This is a genomic window from Bifidobacterium sp. VU/mBH4 (B4) (assembly GCF_058199535.1).
In genome coordinates this window covers 109390-128493 of sequence record NZ_JBVPQJ010000001.1, presented here as the reverse complement: position 1 = coordinate 128493, position 19104 = coordinate 109390, and the positions used below count along the sequence as shown (strand labels likewise).

The 19104-nt window shown below is 60.8% G+C and carries 18 protein-coding genes and 1 tRNA gene; 2 read left to right on the top strand and 17 right to left on the bottom strand.

Annotated features, from left to right (window positions below; all coding sequences use genetic code 11):
• Position 1: 1 nt before the first annotated feature.
• The 17 genes from AC0AII_RS00525 to ptsP all read right to left on the bottom strand — a co-directional run bounded on the left by AC0AII_RS00525 (position 2) and on the right by ptsP (position 17482).
• Positions 2-817, bottom strand: coding sequence for a fumarylacetoacetate hydrolase family protein (locus AC0AII_RS00525; protein ID WP_490445734.1), 816 nt, complete (start codon positions 815-817; stop codon positions 2-4).
• A gap of 66 nt (positions 818-883) precedes the next feature.
• Positions 884-1702, bottom strand: coding sequence for a YggS family pyridoxal phosphate-dependent enzyme (locus AC0AII_RS00520; protein ID WP_490445733.1), 819 nt, complete (start codon positions 1700-1702; stop codon positions 884-886).
• A gap of 94 nt (positions 1703-1796) precedes the next feature.
• The gene (gene gluQRS / locus AC0AII_RS00515; RefSeq protein WP_490445732.1) at positions 1797-2840 is read right to left on the bottom strand and encodes a tRNA glutamyl-Q(34) synthetase GluQRS; all 1044 of its coding nucleotides are present in this window, start codon (positions 2838-2840) and stop codon (positions 1797-1799) included.
• An 87-nt stretch (positions 2841-2927) separates the two neighbouring features.
• Positions 2928-4274, bottom strand: a complete 1347-nt coding sequence (locus AC0AII_RS00510) for a metal-dependent hydrolase family protein (RefSeq protein ID WP_490445731.1) — start codon at positions 4272-4274, stop codon at positions 2928-2930.
• 254 nt (positions 4275-4528) lie between these two features.
• Positions 4529-5260, bottom strand: a complete 732-nt coding sequence (locus tag AC0AII_RS00505; RefSeq protein ID WP_490445730.1) for a GntR family transcriptional regulator — start codon at positions 5258-5260, stop codon at positions 4529-4531.
• Positions 5261-5503: 243 nt separating this feature from the next.
• Complete coding sequence (ulaA, locus tag AC0AII_RS00500) at positions 5504-6877, bottom strand: PTS ascorbate transporter subunit IIC (protein ID WP_490445729.1); 1374 nt, start codon at positions 6875-6877, stop codon at positions 5504-5506.
• Positions 6874-7179: a PTS sugar transporter subunit IIB gene (locus AC0AII_RS00495; protein ID WP_198199565.1), complete on the bottom strand. Its 306-nt coding sequence runs from the start codon at positions 7177-7179 to the stop codon at positions 6874-6876. The genes ulaA (AC0AII_RS00500) and AC0AII_RS00495 overlap by 4 nt, the downstream gene beginning before the upstream one ends.
• A gap of 5 nt (positions 7180-7184) precedes the next feature.
• Positions 7185-7649, bottom strand: a complete 465-nt coding sequence (locus AC0AII_RS00490) for a PTS sugar transporter subunit IIA (protein WP_101432954.1) — start codon at positions 7647-7649, stop codon at positions 7185-7187.
• 182 nt (positions 7650-7831) lie between these two features.
• Positions 7832-8566 carry an MIP/aquaporin family protein gene (locus AC0AII_RS00485; RefSeq protein ID WP_490445728.1) on the bottom strand — a complete coding sequence of 245 codons (735 nt, stop codon included), beginning with the start codon at positions 8564-8566 and terminating at the stop codon, positions 7832-7834.
• Between the two features lie 565 nt (positions 8567-9131).
• Positions 9132-9205, bottom strand: a tRNA-Lys gene (locus AC0AII_RS00480).
• 95 nt (positions 9206-9300) lie between these two features.
• Complete coding sequence (locus AC0AII_RS00475; RefSeq protein WP_490445727.1) at positions 9301-10821, bottom strand: formate--tetrahydrofolate ligase; 1521 nt, start codon at positions 10819-10821, stop codon at positions 9301-9303.
• Between the two features lie 39 nt (positions 10822-10860).
• Entirely contained in the window at positions 10861-12387 is a 1527-nt protein-coding gene (locus tag AC0AII_RS00470; RefSeq protein WP_490445726.1) for a C69 family dipeptidase, read from the bottom strand.
• Positions 12388-12579: 192 nt separating this feature from the next.
• Positions 12580-13152 (bottom strand): YbhB/YbcL family Raf kinase inhibitor-like protein, encoded by a 573-nt coding sequence (locus AC0AII_RS00465; RefSeq protein ID WP_490445725.1) that lies wholly within the window; start codon positions 13150-13152, stop codon positions 12580-12582.
• Positions 13153-13357: 205 nt separating this feature from the next.
• Positions 13358-14905, bottom strand: coding sequence for a PTS ascorbate transporter subunit IIC (gene ulaA / locus AC0AII_RS00460; protein WP_144084940.1), 1548 nt, complete (start codon positions 14903-14905; stop codon positions 13358-13360).
• Positions 14906-14993: 88 nt separating this feature from the next.
• A complete protein-coding gene (locus tag AC0AII_RS00455) occupies positions 14994-15266 on the bottom strand; it encodes a PTS sugar transporter subunit IIB (protein ID WP_024626949.1) in 273 nt (90 codons plus the stop codon).
• Positions 15267-15308: 42 nt separating this feature from the next.
• On the bottom strand, positions 15309-15755 hold the full coding sequence (locus AC0AII_RS00450; protein WP_490445724.1) for a PTS sugar transporter subunit IIA: 447 nt from the start codon (positions 15753-15755) through the stop codon (positions 15309-15311).
• A gap of 77 nt (positions 15756-15832) precedes the next feature.
• Positions 15833-17482, bottom strand: coding sequence for a phosphoenolpyruvate--protein phosphotransferase (ptsP, locus tag AC0AII_RS00445; RefSeq protein WP_490445723.1), 1650 nt, complete (start codon positions 17480-17482; stop codon positions 15833-15835).
• Between the two features lie 233 nt (positions 17483-17715).
• Between ptsP and AC0AII_RS00440 the strand changes: the two genes are divergently transcribed.
• Together AC0AII_RS00440 and AC0AII_RS00435 are read left to right on the top strand one after the other, a co-directional pair.
• Positions 17716-17982, top strand: a complete 267-nt coding sequence (locus AC0AII_RS00440) for an HPr family phosphocarrier protein (protein WP_463316175.1) — start codon at positions 17716-17718, stop codon at positions 17980-17982.
• A 51-nt stretch (positions 17983-18033) separates the two neighbouring features.
• Positions 18034-19092, top strand: coding sequence for a LacI family DNA-binding transcriptional regulator (locus AC0AII_RS00435; protein WP_101432962.1), 1059 nt, complete (start codon positions 18034-18036; stop codon positions 19090-19092).
• Positions 19093-19104 lie beyond the last annotated feature (12 nt).

Sequence of the window (19104 nt, the reverse complement as noted above, 5' to 3'; positions counted from 1 at the left end):
GCTACTCGTCGATGACCACATTGCGCAGGTAGCCGATTCCCTCCACCTGGACCGTGGCCTCGTCGCGGTTTTTCAACGAACCTGTGGCGTTAGGGGTACCGGTCATGATGACGTCGCCGGGCAGCAGGGTGGCGAAGCTGGAGATGAAGGCAATCTGCTCAGGAATGGAGTGGATCAGGTTGGCGGTGGTGCCGCTGGCCTCGGGCACCTCTTCCCCGTTGAGCTTGAAGGAGATCTTCGCATCCCGATAGTCCAGGTCGGTCTCGATCCAAGGCCCAAGGGGGCAGGCGGTGTCAAAGCCCTTACAGCGTGTCCACATAGGATCATTCTTCTGCAGGTCGCGCAGGGTCACATCGTTGACGCATGTGTAGCCCAGCACATAGTCCATGGCCTCATTGACGCTCACCTTCCGTGCCATCCTGCCCATGACGACGGCCACCTCGGGCTCGTAATTCATGTCCTTGCTGTAGGAAGGCTTGACAATGGGGTCGTCAGGGCCGATGACCGAGGTGGAAGGCTTCATGAAGAGCATGAGCTTTTCCGGAGGCTCCGGGTTCGAGGACTGACCATGCTCAGCCATGTAGGCGGCATGAGCGCGGTAGTTCTTGGCTGCTCCGTAGATCTTGGAGGGGATCACCGGAGCCAGCAGCCGCACATCCTCGTCATCCAGGGGGTAGCGCTTACCGGTGGGCTCGACCTGCTGGCCGGTCAGGGGGTAGCCGCTCAGCTCGACCAGGTAGTCCTTGCCGTCCTGCTTGTCAGTTTGGACAAAGGCGTACCGTGGGGTGTCCTTGTAGGAAAAACGCGCGATTCTCATAGGGCACAGTCTAGCCCCAGGCGGAGCCTCTTGACAGGATCGGGTTCCGAAACAGACAGTAGCTGGTCAGATAAAAGCCCGCGGGCCAAAGATGGCCGTGCCTACACGGACCTCGGTCGACCCCTCAGCCACCGCATACTCCATGTCTCCAGTCATTCCCATGGACAGCATGGTGCAGGTGTCCGTACCCGGCTCCCCCGAATCCCTGATGCGGTCGCGCAGACCGCGCAGATGGGCGAATCCGCTCCTGATGACGGCCTCGTCGTCCACATGTGCACCGACAGTCATCAGGCCCTTGAGCCGGATTCCCTCCATAGCGGCCAGCTCATAGGCCAGATCCAGGGCCTGGTCGGGGGCGCATCCCGACTTGGCCTGCTCGCCGGACTCGTTGACCTCAAGGAGTATGCCCATAGTTCTGCCCGCCGCCAATGCCCGGGTGGCCAGCTTTCGTGCCAGCGAGGGCCCGTCGACCGACTCGACCGTGTCGACATACGGCAGGATCTTATTGATCTTGTTTGATTGGAGCTGCCCGATCAGATGGAAGCCCACGCTGGATGAATCGTTATCGTTATCTGCAACCTCGGTGCCAAGGGCCAGTCCCTTGTCCCGACAGAGCTCCAGCAATCCCTGGGCCTTGGCGGTGACCTCCTGAGGACGGTTCTCGCCGATCCGACGCACCCCGGCATCAATGGCTGCCATGATCTCGCCCACATCGCGGGTCTTGGTGGCCGCCAGCAGAGTCACCGAGCCTTCTTTTCGGCCGGCGGAGTCCTCCGCTTTGGCGATCCTGTCAGCCACACGCTTGACCCCATCCGTGATCTGCACCGCCCGTTCCCGGCTAATCTGCCGATTGCCCAGATCCTTGTGGTCCATATAGGCGACCATGACCCGCTACCTCCTTAAAAATCCGGAAGCCTTGACTGAGGCCATGGTAGCCAGTGGCTCATACCGGAAAGACTGATGAGCCGGGATCGAAAACCTACAGACTCGGCTTTAGGTCAGAAACGTTCAGCTTGCTCAGGTCAAGCTGCCGGTCCTTGCGATCGGCAGCCAGTGTGTTCCACGTGAAACCATCCAGCAGTTCCCGCGCACTGGCAGGTCTGGGCCGTTCCAAAAGTCCCAGGAGCCAGCCGCAGACCCCCAGCACCTGCCTGGCCGACCAGCCGTCCCTTCTCAGCGACCCCAGGTCCGGCGATCCGAAGCGCTTGGACATCCGTCTGCCGTCAACGCCATCGATCAGCGGCAAATGGGCATACTGAATACGAGGAGCCTGCGGCTGCAGGTGGTACCTGATCCACATCTGGATGGCTGTGGATCTGAGCAGGTCCCTTCCTCGCACAATCTGATTGACCCCCATGGCCAGGTCATCCACCGTCACCGCCAGCTGGTAGGAAACCAAGCCGTCCGAACGTCTGACGACCACATCGCCGACCTGCCTGGACAAATTGAAGGACTGCGGGCCAAAGATCAGATCGTCGAAGCGACAGATGGCATCCGACTCGTCGGGCTGATCAGGGACTGCGATTCGGAGGCTGTGCCGCTGCACTTGAGCCAGCCTTTCACTGACCACCTGGGGGGAAAGTCCTCGGCAGGTACCCGGATAGACAATGAACCCGTCGCCTTCATTCGGCGCCGATGCCGCGCGGATGTCGGCACGGGAGCAGAAGCAGGGGTAAATCAGGGACTGCCCGCCAATCAATTGCGACGACTCCAGTAATTTCAATGCCTGATGGTAAGCATCGGCGCGCTGGGACTGGTAGACCACCTCGCCGTCCCAATCCAATCCCAGCCAGGCCAGGTCATCCATGATCCAACGGTCAGCGTCCTTGACGACCCTCGGCGTATCTATGTCTTCAATGCGAAGCCGCAGTACCCCGCCAGATCCTTGCGACCTGACACCCAGCCAGGCCGCCAGACATGCATAGATATTGCCCAGATGCATCCGCCCAGTCGGCGAAGGAGCCAACCTTCCTACGACCTTGGCTTGGTCGCCCTGATCCACTCTCGGTTCTCCCTTGTGCATACCGACATGCTTGCATACCATCCGGTCATCAGGGAATCATCAGGCAAATCAGCTATTGCATGCCTTTGAGTGGCCCCAGGCAAATGGTCAGAAGCTGTCGAGCAGACGGTCGATCTCCTCGAAGTGCTTGACCTCAGGACGCCAGACCGGCTTGCCACGAACGATGACCAGCTTGGGATCAGCCAGGGTCCGCACATTCTTGGCAGGGTCCTCGTCAAGGACGATCAGATCCGCATCCTTGCCCGTGTCGACCGAGCCAGTGACATTGTCGAAGCCCAGGTTTCGGGCATTGACCTGGGTGGCGGCGTGGAAGGCCTGTGCCGGAGTGAAATCCGCGTACCGCACCAGATAGTCGAGCTCTCGCCAAGTGCCGTACTGGGGCACGAAGGTCATGCCGGTGTCGGTGCCAACGCCGACGGCAATGCCGTTCTCATGAGCCTGCTTGGCGCTCTTGACCATGCCGTCGACGACCAGCTCGGAATTGCCGCGTACTATATCGCTGATCCCCAGCTCCTGCTGGCTGATCTTGACCAGAGGCAGCCCGGCGGACAGGGTGGGGTCCAAGGCCGAGAAGCCACGAAGCGAGCGCGGATTGTCAAGGAAGAGCCCAATCATCTCGTCATCCAGAGCGCTGCCGTGCTCGATGGTATCCACGCCCGCCTTGAGAGCGGCCTTGACCCCCTCGGGGCTCTGAGCGTGTGCTGCGACGAGCACACCAAACTCATGGGCCTCATCGCAGACAGCGGCCATTTCCTCCTCGGTCATCTGCGGGCTACCGGCCTCGCCAAGCTTGGTGGCATCGGTCACGCCGCCGGTCGCAGCAACCTTGATGGCATTGACCCCATGGTCCAGGTTCTCCCTGGTCCGACGCCTGGCCTCTTCGGGAGAGGAGCAGGACAGAGCGATGAAGGGATCGCCGTGACCTCCAGGGATTGCCAGGAGCGGACCCGCAGCCAGCATGCGCGGGCCGGTCAGCTCGTCTGCATCAATCTTGTCGCGCAGACGAACCGCCTCATAGCCCACATCGCCCAAGGTACGAATGGTCGTCACGCCCGAGTTCAACAGCGTGGAGACGTTGCCCTTGATCCTGGCATCCATAAGCACTCTGCCGGCGGGGCTGTGCACCACTTTCAAAGCAGCATCGACCACGCGCGGCGACAGGTCAGTACCACCGGACAGGGGCTTGCCGTCGGCAAAGAGATGAGTATGGGCATTGATGAGTCCAGGTGCCACAAACTTGCCCGTAGCGTTGATCCGGTGATATCCGGAAGGCACATAGGCCAGCGGGGTCGGGCAGACCTGTTCTATCCGGCCGTCCGCGGACACCAGAACAGACATATCCTTCTGGACCGTGCCTTGTTCATCGCCGGTCGCGATACTGGCATGCTCAAGCACAAACGGCTCGCGCTCTTTCCTGCCTTGAAGACGCCCCATGGTCGTACCTGCCTTCCCATCTCCGATGCACTCTTTGCGAGGAATCGGGCATATATGGTCAATCATATCCATGGCAGGACGAACCATTCAAGCACGACAAGCATGACACACAGACAGGGGATTTCATTCAGGCGCACACCTGCCACAGGAACTAGACCGCAATGTCCGAACACCACCCTGAAGGACCGTCCAAGGGACGGGCAACATGCACAGTCATCGCCAGAGGCCACTACGACCTTCCTGAGCAGGGAATATTACCTGGAGTCCGGCACGCTGTTGATGACGAACTCTATTTCGGAATATGCCGGCGGTTGAAGAGCCACGCCGAATGCCACCACCGAGCCGAATCCGTCGAAGACGGTGGAGTCCATAGCCAGCACGGGCCGACCCTTGTCCACATGAAAGTACCCGGCTATCCGCGAATCGACATTCTCGATGCGAACCACGACCTCGTTCCTGGCGAGCCTGACGTCGTATCGTCCTTCTATGAAGTCATAGAGGGATCCGTCGGAGAAATCATGCTCAAGTATCTCCGGAAACTGTGCATCCGGCAGGTAGGTGCAGACATATTGCTGTAGGTTGCCATTGACATAGCGCAGCCGCTCCAGCTCGATTAGGTCCGCTTCAGCCTCCAGACCCAGCTTTGATGCAATATCGGCTTTCTTGACAATCCTGTTGCCCAGCACTCGGGTCTTGACCGTTCTGCCCAGGTCATGCTGCTGGCGCCAGAAACCTCTGATGCGGCCGTTGATTACCTCGCGGGAAGAAGTGGGCGACTTCAGCTTGAAGGTCCCCTTGCCCTGGCTGCGAACGATCAGCCCCTCACGAATCAGATCTTCGATGGCATGGCGAACCGTGATGCGACTGACCTTGTACCGTGCGCAGAGTTCGGACTCAGTAGGCAGCTGCGCTCCATCCTTCATCCGTTTGATGCTCCCGCGCAAATGGTCTCGCACGGACACATACTTGGGAATTCCATCTACCATTGCAGAACCGACCCCCCACCCGACTTCATTGCATTCATGAATTGCAATCCCGCCATACGCGCCAACCAAGGATTGTCATCTTCCACGATATAGTACAAGTTTCGCGTTTGTACACTGTTGCAGACCAGGATGAAAAATCCGGCTGCGGCGGAAGGGCCATGGTTTCGATTGTGGAAAGCCCATCGAGCACCATGGCCCTTCTTGTTCATCTCTGCCTACTTCAGACAGGATCAGGTTTCGTCCTCAGGCAGCTGCCTTGGCCTTCTTACGCTTGTTCATGAAGTAGGAAACCACATAGACCAGGATCAGCACGACAATGATTCCCACAATCATGGCAATCTGCCCGCCTGCCTTATCGAGATACCCCAGGAAAAGACCAGCAACGCCGAAATCAGGACCAGAATACGTGGCGGCTCCCTTGCCCAAGGAGCCTAGCACCGGCAAGAGCAGGTAGGGCAGGAAGGTGATGGCCAGTCCGTTGACGAAGGAACCGAGAACGGCTCCACGTCGCCCGCCTGCGCCGTTGCCGATCACGCCTGTGGCGCCGCCGGTCATGAAGTGAGACACGACGCCGGGGATGATGACGGTCGTACCGGCCAAAGCCAAGATGGCCATGCCTACGATGCCGCCGACGAAGCTGGACAGGAACCCAATCAGAACGGCGTTGGGAGCAAAGGTGAAGGTGACAGGAACGTCCAGTGCAGGCTTGGCGTTCTTGACCAGGTGCTCGCTGATGCCCTTGAAGGCTGGAACGATCTCACCCAAGACCACACGAACACCCGCCAGGATGATATAGACGCCGGCTGAGAAAGTGGCTGCCTGAATGATCACATAGACGATGAAGTTCTGCCCGTCACTGAGCTTGCTCTCAATATAAGCAGAACCTGCGAAGAGCGCCACAACAACATAGATCACGGCCATAGACAGGGCTACGATGACCGTGGTATCGCGCAGGAAGCCCAGATTCTTGGGGAAGTTGATCTCCTCAGTCGATTTGGAGGGATGCTTCTTGCTGCGGGTGAGCGTGGCCACCAGACCGCCCAGAGCGATGCCCGAGCCGCCGGTGTGTCCCAGGGCCACATCATCGGTGCCAGTGACTTTTTTCATGAAGGGCTGCACAATTGCAGGGGAAAGGGTCACGACCAGCCCCTGGGCGATAGATCCCCAGAGCAAAGTCTGCCAGGTGGGGAATCCGGCTGTGACGAAAATGACGGTTATCATCGTGGCCATATAGAAGGCTACGTGGCCCGACAAATACACATATTTGAAATATGAAGTAGCTGAAAGCAGGATGTTGACAATCATCCCGAAGAAGAAGATCAGAGCAGCGATAGAGCCGTATTTGACCAGGACCGTGCCGACAATGGCCTCGTTGTTAGGGACGACGCCCTGAACATGGAAGGCATGCTGGAACATATCCCCGAACGGAGTCAAGGCATTAGTCACCACACCTGCGCCTGCGGTCAGAACCAGAAAGCCTACGAACGTCCTCACAGTCCCCTTCATGACGTCCGTAGCAGACTTGCGCTGCAGGGCCAGACCGATCAGGGAGATCAGCGCGACAATGACGGCAGGCTGTCGGAAAATGTCCAAAAGGACCTTTAATGCACCGTTCATGCCGTCTGCCCTCCTTGAGGAACATCCATGCCATGGCGCTTCAGGGCCTCGGCCAGCTTTTCTTTGATCTCATTCATATCGATCAGGCTGTTCAGGACAACCACGTCTCCCAGATCCTTGGCAGCATCAGCGATATCACGCCCGACAAAAATAAGATCGGCATCGCCCTTGTTGACCGAGCCCAAATCGCTATGGTCGGTCTCGACACCGGTCACACCAAGCTCTTTCAAGGCCTTGTCAATGTTGAGCTGGGTGATGAAGCTCGACCCCAGTCCAGTGCTGCAAACCGTCAGAATCTTCATATTGATTACCTTTCTTCCTTGAGGATCGTCCTCAATTCCTCAACGTTCGCGGCCTTGCCCAGCCGTTCCTGATTAGTGCCGTCACTCAGGAAGGTCGCCAACGATTGCATCAGGCTCAAATGGCTGTTCGAGTCCTGCGCGGCCAGGCAGAAGAACGTGCTGATCGGGTGATCCTGTGAATCGGCCAGCAAAAAGGGCCTACCGACCTTCAGCACCGACAGGGAAGTGGTCACAACGCCTGCCTCCGGCCTAGCGTGGGCCATGGCGATGCCTTGACCCAGATCAATGTAGGTGCCGCCTGGTTTGCGTATCGAAGCCTTGATGGCCTCCACATAAGAGGGCTTGATCCTTCCCAAGTCAACCAGCGGAGCGGTGACCACATCCACTGCTTCCTCCCAATCGGCCACGCCGTCCCTGTACATGACGGTGCCTTCCGGGAAATACTCGTCCAGCAATTTGCCTCCTCGCATACAATGAAGTCCATCCGCTTCGTAGCGAACGTTCGCGGGAGGGTGGATGCCTCCCCACGGAATCTTCAACCTCGAATTCCGCAAACATTATAACAACATGACAATATGATGTCTATGCTTGCGTGTTCAGACGCCGGTTCCCGGGCCTCCGAGAAGGAGCCCGGGACCTTGGCTGCCGTTGATCAGGCGGCGAAGAGGACCTTGAAAATCACGGCTCCGACGATGGCACCGATGATGGGCGCCGCCACTGGGATCCAAGCCTCCCTCCAGCGCGAATCTCCCTTGTTGGGCACGGGCAGAATCCAATGAAGGAAGCGCGGCACCAGATCACGTGCGGGGTTCAAACCGGGGCCGGTTGGACCGCCCAGAGAGGTGACCAGCCCCCAGACGATCAAGCCGACAACAATGGAGGCGGCAGCCAACCACTTAGACCCCCAAGGGCCCTGCAGACAGCAGAGGGCTCCCAGGACCAACACCAGCGTGCCAAAGAACTCATTGATGAAGTAGTTGACCAACGAGCCCGAGGCGTCAGTGGTGCAGAAGGTGCCCAAGATCGGCGAAGGGTCTTTGGTCATGCGGTAGTGCGGGAAGTAGCAGGCATAGACCACCAACTGGCCCAAGGCCGCCCCGACCAACTGCGCCAGAATATATGGCAGAACCTGGCTCCAGGGAAAGATGCCGATGACGGCTTGTCCCAGAGTCATGGCCGGGTTGATGTGGGCTCCGGATACCCCGCCAAACATGAGCACGGGAAACATGACTCCGAAGCCATACCCCATGGCAATAGTGAGCCAGCCGGAATGGCGGCCCTTGGTGCCCTCCAGATCCACGTCGGCGACCGCGCCGTTCCCGAAGATCATCAATATGGCGGTGCCGACACATTCAGCGGCCAACTTGGTCATGAGCGAATATTCCATTCAATCCTTCACCCCTCTCTTGATGCCGCCGTGGCACCCCTTTCCCCAACCGGTCATATAAGGGCCAAGGCATGAGCATCATTCAATAAAAACAGGTGATGGCACTAGGCCGAGAAGCGCTTATGATCTCCGTTGATTCAAGTGATTCAGTGAAATCCGATAAAGCGCCAGCCCCAACCGCGTGTCACCATCAACACGACTGCACTTAAACCGGCATGCATATTCTATTCCAGCCGCTGCTGATCATGGCGCATTGAGAACCACGCACGGTTATCCATGTCCCAGACGGATTTCGCGCTCTCGGCAGTTTTTGAAGCAGCTCCCGCCTGCTCATACATCTGTCCGCTTGATTCGTAAGCACAAGATTCGCATGCTTTTCTGCCGGTCAGGAATGCACGAACGCTGTTTTTGCGGCTTCCATGCCAAGCAGGCACGGAATGTTGCGCCAGAGCTTTCTTTGGCGAGGACTCTTGTCACACAAATGTCCGACCAATTCGACTCTCGCACGGATCCATCGGACATTAAAAAGCCCCGCAGCCTTTGCGGCTGCAGGGTTTTGACTCTGTGCCCCCACGGGGGCTCGAACCCCGGACACGCTGATTAAGAGTCAGCTGCTCTAGCCAACTGAGCTATAGGGGCAGGGCACTTTCAAGAGCCAAGTAGATACTATACACGGTTTCGGCAAACCCGCAACACGGCGCGTCACAGGTCTGCCGAATCCATGCATGGCCTGCTTAGACGATCTTGGGCATGGGCGTGGTCAGGGAAGTGGTCAGGTTCACCTGCAGGAGACCGGCCCCTGTATGGGCCTCGACCTTCTTCAGGGTGACTGTGCGCTTGTCCTGGTCGGCCCGGTCATCGTCGGTCATGGTAGCCGGCGATTTAACCGCCACCACCACCAGATCCTCGAGGGAGATGCCTGCCTTGTTGCAAAGGTCGGAGGCCGCCTGAAGGCTGTCCTGGAAGCCCTCACGCTCAATGACCCGATCAGCCGGCACGCCGTAGGCGCTCTGGGCGATCCAGCGAATCCGATCCGGCACGGACATATCATGCAGGCTGGCTGTATCCGCCTGGGCCTTCGCAGGCTCCTGCAGGGCCTTGACCAGATCATCCAGCTGAGGCTCAAGGGCCTTGCCCCCGTCACGGAAGAGGTTGCCCGCGATGGGCCTGCGGAAGCCCAGACCGTCGGCCGTCTCCCGCAAGGAATCCACCTGATCGTCCTCGCCCTCCCAGAGGTTGATCAGCGGGAAGGTGGGGATGCCCAATCCCTCCAGACGATGCACATGGAAGGGGTAGCGCCAGCTCAGCTTGGGATCGTCCCGCCAGGTGGTGGCACGGGTGACGACCACGGCGGCGGCCGGCCACTGGGCCCCGTACTCGCGGGCGGCGATGTCCAGCCACTTCTGGGCACCGGCATCAGCTCCGTAGCCCGCCTCGACGACGACCACATCATGTCTTGCGCAGGCCATCTCCACGGACACCAGGCTGGGGATGCCGATGGAGACGTTGGCGAAAGGCCCGCCATGCACATAGACCGGTGAACCCTCCAAGGTCTGCGTGAAGGCAGGCTTGACCGCATCGGTCAGAATGCCGGTGATCCGCCACAGGTCCACAAACTCACCAAAGGTGACCGGGCGACCGTCCAAGGTCCCCGCGACCATGGCTGCCACACGCCGCTCGATCTCCTCCATGCTCCGGGAGAGCACGACGATCTGCATGAGCTCGCAGGTTGGCGTCAGCACGGTCCGCTCGGGCAGATCGCCCTTGCCTCGGTCCACGGTGATCTGCCGCAAGGACCGCGAAGGCACCTCGCTGACCCGGGGCACCAGGACGGTGTCCAGCCGGCCCTCGTCCACAGCCTTCTCCGCGAAGGAGACCAAGAGGTTCTGTGCGGATTCGATAGCCGCCATCTCCCCGCACAGACCCCAGTCCACCAGCTCAGGATGCGTCAGGGAGGACTTGCCGCCACCGGAGGCGCCACCCTTGGACCCGGCTGCGGTGATGCCCATGCTGGGCTGACGCAGGACGGCCGCAGCATCCACCCCTCGGGCGCGCAGAGCGTCGATCAGGGCGATGGTGGTTGTGGTCTTGCCCTCTCCTCGCGAGGCCTTGAGCGGGGTGTCGGCGGTCACCAACAGCACCCGGCCCTGCTTGCGCGGCATATCCGGATGCTCCCGCAAATCCTTCAAGTAGCCGAAGGCATCGATCTTGTCAAACAAGCCGTATGGCCTGACATAATCGTCGAAACCCCTCATGAGGCTCTCCTCCTTAATGGTTTTTGCAAATCGGATGGCTCAGTTGTCGGACAGGTGGTAGCCGTTGCGCATGCCCATGCTGACCGTGTAGAGCACCTGGCCAAGCAGGTCATCGGTCTCCTTGCGCAGACGGTCGGCCATGTCCTGGTTGGCGGCCTCCAACACCTGGCGCACCTCGGCGTTGTCGGTGCCCTGGTCGGCGCCTTCCAGCCGTGCCACCTGCTCGTCAGCGGCGGCAATCAGCCGGTGGCCCTCGCCGCCCACGCTCTGCTGGTAACGCTCGACAGCCGCCGAGGTGCCGGCGAATTCGGAATCGCACAGGGCGGCGATCAGCCGGTCGGACCAGTAGAGGCTGTCCGTGGAGACCCGGTCAGTGGCGTTGGCCAGATAGTCAGGCGTCCGATCCACATTGGCATAGAAGGGAACCAAGGCATTGAAGGCGTTGGACCCGTAGGACATCCATTGGATGGCCCGGCAGGATTCAGGCCGGTAGGGGCGCAGCTGGATCAGGGCCAGCTGGTCGTTGCGGTTGATGCCGATGGGCCGGTAGAGCCCCTTGGTGTGATCGTCGCCGGTCCGCCCATAGGGATCGTAGGGCGTGCCCTGGTAGTGGGAACTGAGCAGATACTTGACATCCTCCACGGTAATCAGACGCTCGGGCTGGCGGCACCAAGGGATGTTGTCACTGGTGGGGGCATGATCGGCATCCGGTCCGTCCCAGATCTCGTCATAGGGGTTGAGGAAGCGCTGCATATACCAGGCCCGGGGCGTGTTGTAGACATGATCCGAATCGCTATGGGATCCGAAAGCGTCACGCGGATTGAAGGGCGAGGCCGACTCCACGGCAAGATTTAGGTGGTTGTCGGCGATGAACTCCCGCAGGTCGGCCGAGCAAAGGTGATCGGTCTGTTCCCCGAAGGCGTCGTCCAGATCGAACTCGTCAATGCCCAGCTGGTTGGGCATGGTCACATAAGAGTCATCGGGCACCCGCTTGGCGATCCAGTGATGGCCGCCTATGGTCTCCATCCACCAGATCTCGTCCACGTCGCTGAAGGCAATGCCATTCATCTCATAGGTGCCGTAGCGCTCAAGAAGGGAACCCAGCCGCAGGACACCCTCCCGCGCCGAGCGGATATAGGGCAGGACGATGGTGACCAGGTCCTCCTCGCCGATGCCCCCGGGCACCTCGGCCAGGTAGCCCTCCTCCCCCGGACGGCCCTGGGCGGGGGTGAGCTCCACCAGCGGATCGGCGCCCAGAACACGCTCATTGGTGGTGATGGTCTCGGTGGCTGACATGGCCACGTTGGCACTGTTGACGCCCGCTTCGGCCCACAACCCTTGATCGAGCACAGCATTGGGCACCGAGGTGTAGCGCATGGGGTCCTCGGGCAGATCCATCTCCAAGTGGCTGATCACGCTGCGGTAGTGCCGTGGCTGCTGGTCGGGAGCGACCAGGACGAAACGCTTGGGACGGAACTCCCCGTTGGCTGAATCCTCATTTCGGGCGATGATGGTGGATCCGTCATAACTGGCGTGCTTGCCTATCAGAAGCGTGGTGCAGGGCATATAAGCGTCTTCCTTTGTCTGATTGCGGTCAACTGTCATCACCAGTCCGGATGCCGGGGAATGCCGTTCCAACCGACTGCGTGGGCAGGCAGGGATGACGGCCGTCTGCGCACTTGGGGCATGGCCTCACTCTAGTGCCAGACCGCCCCAATATCGGTCCCAATATCAGGGGATGTGCGCTAAATCAAATTCTCATGCATCGGCTGGCAGCCAAACCCGGGCTGCAGCGGCTACAGGCTGAGCGGAATGAATGGCATGGACCAGGGCGTTCAGCCAGAATCCCTCTTCCAGACCAGGAAGAGCATCCCGCGTGGCCCAGACCGAGAGTACATAGTCATGGACCTGGTCTGGTGGGGTGGGGCCGTTGTAGCGCATGAGCACGGCGGGATCGTCGGCGATCTCCTCCTCCATGACCAAGGGCGAGGCGGCCGAAGTACGGCCCTGAGGCACGCCGGGAATCAGATTGGGCAGGTTTCTGGAGAAGTCCTCGGGAATGGCCAGCACAGAGCTGTCAGCCTCATCAGACTGCAGGGCAGCCAGAGCGTCAACAGGCAGATTGGCCAGGGACCAGTGGATCCATGGGAAGCCGCAGACCGGCACGGAATCAGGATCCACCAGCATCCAATGCAGGTAACGGGCCTCCTGGGGTACATCTTCAAGCCGGAAGGGGAAGGAGACGACAGGACGTCCCTTGCGCGTAAGGGACTGCGGGGCACGCTTGGCGTACCGATCGGGAATGGTGCCGAAATCTGTGATAATCCTCATGGTTCGATTCTCGCCCGCTCCAGTGACGGGGTCAAGTTCATCCGTTAAAGACGCTTGGAGCAATAAAGCCCATCGCGCTGGGTCAAAATGCAAGAGTCGCCCGTTTCCCTCTACGTAGAAAGGAAACGGGCGACTCTGAGTTGGGGCGGAGAAAGGAATCAGCAGGACCTTTCTCCTGGCGCCTACAGGGCGCGCTTGCACATGCCTATTCGGCTTTTGCTGCCTTGGCGGCCTTGGCCTCGGCGCGGGCGGCCTTGGCGGCTGCACGAGCCTGAGCCTTGGCCTCCTTCTCTTTAGCCTCGACATCAGCGATGAACTCAGCATGCTTGGCGGCAGGCATCCATCCGGTGTTGACCACCTTGACCTGCCAGATCCAGGCCAGGGCGAAGATCACCACAGCCAGGACCACCAGGACCACGGCCCCGGCAGGGATACCCAGCTGGGCCAGCTTGCCGACCACGGTGCCGTACCAGGCGAAGTCGGCATCGCCGAAGGTGGCGTTGGACAGGCCGAAGCTGCCCAGAACCGTCATCAGGATGGCCGGCAGGAAGGTGATCAGCAGACCATTGATGAAGCCGCCGACCACGGCTCCGATGCGGCCGCCGGTCGCATTGCCGAAGACACCGGCACCGCCGCCATCGAAGAAGTGGGGCACCATGCCCGGCAGGATCAGGGCCAGACCCCAGACAGGCCCAAGCCAGACGGCAATGATGACCAGAGCCACCAGACCACCGGCGAAGGAGGCCAGGAAGCCGATCAGGGATGCGTTGGCACCGTAGGGGAAGACAATGGGGATGTCCAGTGCAGGACGGGCGCCGGGGACCACCTTGTTGGCGATGCCCTGGAAGGCGGGCACCAGCTCGCCCAGGATGATGCGGACGCCGTAGAGGATGATGCTCACGCCGATGCCGAACTGCAAGGCCTGGGCGAAGGCGGCCATGAAGAAGGCTCCCCAGTTGGCCGGGTGCGATGGGAAGACCGCGAAAGCGGCCTTGGCCGGCACCACAAAGGCGGTCCAGACAGCGAAGACCAGGTAGAGGACGACCATGAGCAGGGTGGTGGAGACCATGGAATCACGCAGGAAGCTCAGCCCCTTGGGGAAGTCGATGTCCTCGGTGGAACGCGACTTCTTACCCACAGCGCTGCCGACCGCGCCCGAGACCACGTAGCCCAAGGTGTTGAAGTGGCCGATGGACAGCTTGTCGCTGCCGGTCACCCGGTTCATGTATGGCTGGGCGAAGGCGGGCATGGCCACCATGATCACGCCCATGAGCAGGGAGCCGATCAGCACGATGAGCAGGTTGTTGCCCTTGCCGAACCCGATCGAAAGGACCAGGGCCAGCAGGGTGGACATGAAGACCATATGGTGGCCGGTCAGGAAGACGTACTTGAGCGGGGTGAACCGTGCCAGCAGGATCATGACGATGAAGCTGAGCACGATGATGTAGGCGGAGGCTGCGCCGAACTGGCTGGAGGCCTGGGCCACGATCACCTCGTTGGTGGGGACGACCCCGTGGGCGCCAGTGGCCTTGAAGACCAGCTTGCCGAAGGGATCCAGGGCGTTGGTCACCACGGTGGCACCGGCGCCCAGGATCAGATAGCCCATGGCCGCCTTGAGGGCACCCGAGATGACCTGGCCCGCGCTCCGTTTCAGGGCGATCAGGCCGATGGCCGCCACGATGCCAATCAGATAGGCGGGCACATTCAGAATCTCCTGGCTGATGAAGTTCAGCACCGCAAGGAAGACATTCATTGTTTGTCCTTACTATTTCTCTCTTGTTCTTACCTCGAAAGAGCGGGCGTCCCATCGGCCTGGCGATGACGAATGCCCGCCGGACGCATCAGTCGGCGTACTGCTCCAGGATGCCCTTGATCTCGTCCTTGTCCATGAAGTTCTGGACGGTCTCGACCGGGGTGGTGGTCCCCTCCAGCTCGGGAGCCAGCTGGGGCGAGGTCAGCACCAGGTCGTTCATGTTGGCCGTGCCCTTGGCGCTGCCCGCGTCGGAGGTGGTCACGGTCACGTCCATGCCCAGCTCCGATGCCACCTGCTCGACGTTGACCTTGAGCAGGACCGAGGTGCCGATGCCGTTGCCGCATACGCAGAGAATATCCATGAGTTGCTCCTTTGTTCCTTGTTTGCTTTTACTGCTTCTTGTTCACGATTGAAGAATGGCGCGGACCTCGTCAGGGGTGCCGGCCTTGGCCAGTTGCTGGGTCTTTTTCGCGTCGGTCAGTGCACCGGCGATGGCGGACATCACCTGCAGGTGCTCCTGCTCATCCCGTCCGGCCAGACCGATCACCAAAGAGACCGGATCGTTGGCCTTGTTGCCGAACTCGACAGGCGTGGACAGCCTTACCCAGCTCAGGCCGGTTCCCAGGACCGCCTCGCTGGGCCGGGAATGGGCCAGAGCCAGACCGGGGGCGATGACGATGTAGGGTCCCATCTTCTCGACGGTCTCGATCATCTGGTCCGTGTAGGCATCGGTGGTGAACCTGGAGGCCACCAGCCTGTCGCCCGCCTTGCGGATGGCATCCCGCCAGTCAGTCGCCGGTACATCCAGGGCGAAGGATGTGTCGGGAAGGAAGGCTTGGAAATCCGTCATGTCTGCTCCTTGCTCGTGCTGTTTGACTTGCTCGATTGCACTAGATCCGGTGGATTTGCGTGAATCCGGCCGACTACTCACCACCCCTGGGGATGATAGAACTCCCCGTCCAGAGCCCTGGCGGCCAGCGCCTTGGCCTCGTCCATGGTGTGCTTGGCCAGTTCGGCGCGGACATCATCCAGAGCGACCGGCGTCATGGACAGGCTGGTCACGCCGATGCCGGCCAAAACTACGGCCAGGTCCGGATCGGCAGCAGCCTCGCCGCAGACTCCGACAGGCATGTTATTGGCCTGACCGGCATCAGCGATTAGCTTGATGGCCCTGAGGACGGCAGGATGCCAGGCGGTCTGATAGGAGGCGACCGAACCCAGCGTGCGGTCGGCGGCCAGCGTGTACTGGGTCAGGTCGTTGGTGCCGATGCTGACGAAGTCGGCCACCTTGGCCACCTTGTCGGCCATCAGTGCAATCGAAGGAACTTCGGCCATGACGCCCACGCGCTTGAGCCCCTTGCTCTTGCCCAGACGGACGAAGTAGTCAGCCTCGTGCTCGTCAGCGACCATGGGCGCCATGACCCACAGGTCAGCATCGGTCTCGGCATCGGCCCGGGCCAAGGCCTCCAGCTGATCCTCCAGAACCTGGCTGTGGACCTTCAGCGTGCGCAGACCACGCAGCCCCAGGGCAGGATTGGGCTCGTCAGCCTGGGTCAGGAAGGGCAGAGGCTTGTCGGCGCCGGCATCCAGCAGGCGGATGACCACCTTGCGGCCAGGGAAGCGTTCAAGAAGAGCACGGTAGGCCTTGGCCTGCTCCTCGACGCCGGGAGCCTGCTCGTTGCCCAGGAAGAGGAACTCCGAGCGGAAGAGTCCGACCCCTTCGGCGCCATACTCCAAGGCCGGATCAGCATCCGCGGGCTTGCCGACATTGGCCAGGAGGGGGATCCTGGTTCCATCCTTGAGCTGGCCAGGGCGGCCTCGCAAAGCCTTGGCCTGATCCGCTTCGCGTCGGGCCTGCTCAGCCTTCTCGATCTGTTCCTGGTTGGGATCGGCAGTCACCTTGCCGGCAGCTGCATCGACGATGACCGTCTGTCCGTCGGACAGCCCGGCTGCGTCCTGAGCGCCCACGACGGCGACGATCCCCCTGGACCGGGCCAGGATGGCGGTATGGCTGGTCGGACCGCCCTCAATGGTGACAATGGCCAGCACCTTGGTCATGTCCAAGCTGGAGGTATCGGCCGGAGACAGGTCAGGGGCGACCAGGACGAATGGCTTGTCGCTTTCCGGTACGCCCGGGGCCGGGACACCGAGCAGATGGGCGATGACACGCTGGCCTACATCATGCAGATCGTTGGCACGCTCCCCCATGTAGCCGCCGATGGCCTGGAGCTTTCCCTCGAAGTCGGCAAAAGCCTCATAGACGGATCGCTCGGCGGTCTTGCCACCATCCAGCAGGGATCGGATCGAAGTCTTCAGGGCCGGGTCCTGGGCCATCTGGGCCAAGGCGGTCAGAATCGGAGCAGCATCCTTGGCCCCCTGCCCATCCTGGGCGGCCTTGGCACGCGCAAGCAGGTCCTTGTTGACCGATGCCAGGGCGGATTCGACCCTGCTGAATTCAGCATCCGCCGTCAGGTTCTCAGGCCTCGCCTCATCGCCGGGCACATCCAGTCCGGCCGCCATATGGATAACCGGGCCAACGGCAACGCCGCGGCCAATGCCCACGCCTTGGATCTCCATGTCGCACTCCTTAGTGCCTGGCCACTGCGTGCAGGCCGCCCTTGAGGCAAGCTCCACAACGGCGGTGGAAACGTTCTTTAAGCAACGATGTTCAGTATACACAAATCCATTTGTTTTTCAACGGTAATCGTTTTCTGTAATTCCTTGTTGACGGTGGTAAGATAACCAGCGTATTCATCACTCGACATGCCGGTTCGACAGGATCGGCCATATCTTCAGGAGAGCTGGTCATCATGGCAACAGCACAACGTTCCACCGTCATCACCGACCCGGTCGGCATTCACGCCAGGCCCGCTTCGGAGTTCTCGCAGGCCGCCGCATCCAGCGGATGCAAGGTCACCATAGCCAAGGGCGAGGGCAATCCCGTGGACGCCGGCAGCATTCTGATGGTCATGAGCCTGGGCATCGCCAAGGGCGACAAGGTCACTGTGACCGTCGATGGCGACGAGGCCGAGTCCGTGGCCGATTCCTTGGTCACCAAGCTGACCCAGGCCGAGTAACCCCGCCGCCAGCTGCAACCGACATCCGCGGAGAGATCTTCGAGGGAACCAATGGGACACACGGCGGACAATAAGCCTTCCATTGCCAACGTCGCAGCTCTGGCCGGAGTTTCCACGGCGACTGTGTCCCGCGTCCTTTCCGGCCATAGAAGCAAGAATGACGACATCAGCCGCAGGGTCAGGGCTGCGGCCGAGAAGCTCAACTATTCGGCCAACTTTGCTGCCAGCGCACTCCGCTCGGACCGCAGCAGAACCGTAGGGCTGGTTCTGTGCGGCACCTCCGCGGGGCTAGACGGATCCATTCTGGATCTGCTCAGCAGAAGGCTGACCGAACAGGGCCGCTACCTGCTGGTCATATCCGTCAGGGGCGACCAGGAGCGCGAGGCGGCCATCAGATCAATGGCGGCCCGACAGGTCGAAGGAATCATCGTCGTTCCTTCGCCGGACGACGATCCGGTCGGCATGCCGGCTGACCTGCCATCCGGGCTGCCCATCGTCCAGGTCGGCGGCAGACCGGTCTCCTACCACACCAGCTGGGTCGGCATGGACCAGGCCGCCTCCATGCGGCTGATCATTGCCCACCTGGCCGAACAGAACGCGCATGCCGTGGCCTATCTGAGCCGTGAACTGAGCACCAGCGCTGCCTCCGAGCTCTTCACGACCTTCTCCACCCTGACCAACACCTTGGGGATGACTCCTCAGCCGGATTGGGTCCAGTTCGGCCCATGCAGCATGCAACGCGGCCACGATGCCGTCGCAACCATGCTCAGCGCGGGAAACGACCATCCCGATGCCATTATCTGCGGGGACGACTCGCTGGCTCTGGGCGCTCTGATGGCCTGCAACCAACTAGGCTTCCAGGTCCCCGACCAAATCAAGGTGGCCGCCTTCGTGGACAGCCCTGCCTGCCTGGTCAGCAGTCCGACCTTGACCGCAGTCAAGACTCCCCTGGAGGGCATCGTCCAGGAGGCCCTGCGGTTGGTCGATGCCAAGGGACAGTCCATTCTGCCATCCCATGTGGCTCTGCCGCCGGCACTGGAGTGCAGGGAATCGACCTGGTCGCCAAGGATCGGCAGCAGCAACATGACCTCGCCAGGCACTTTCGCCTGACGAACCCTTGGG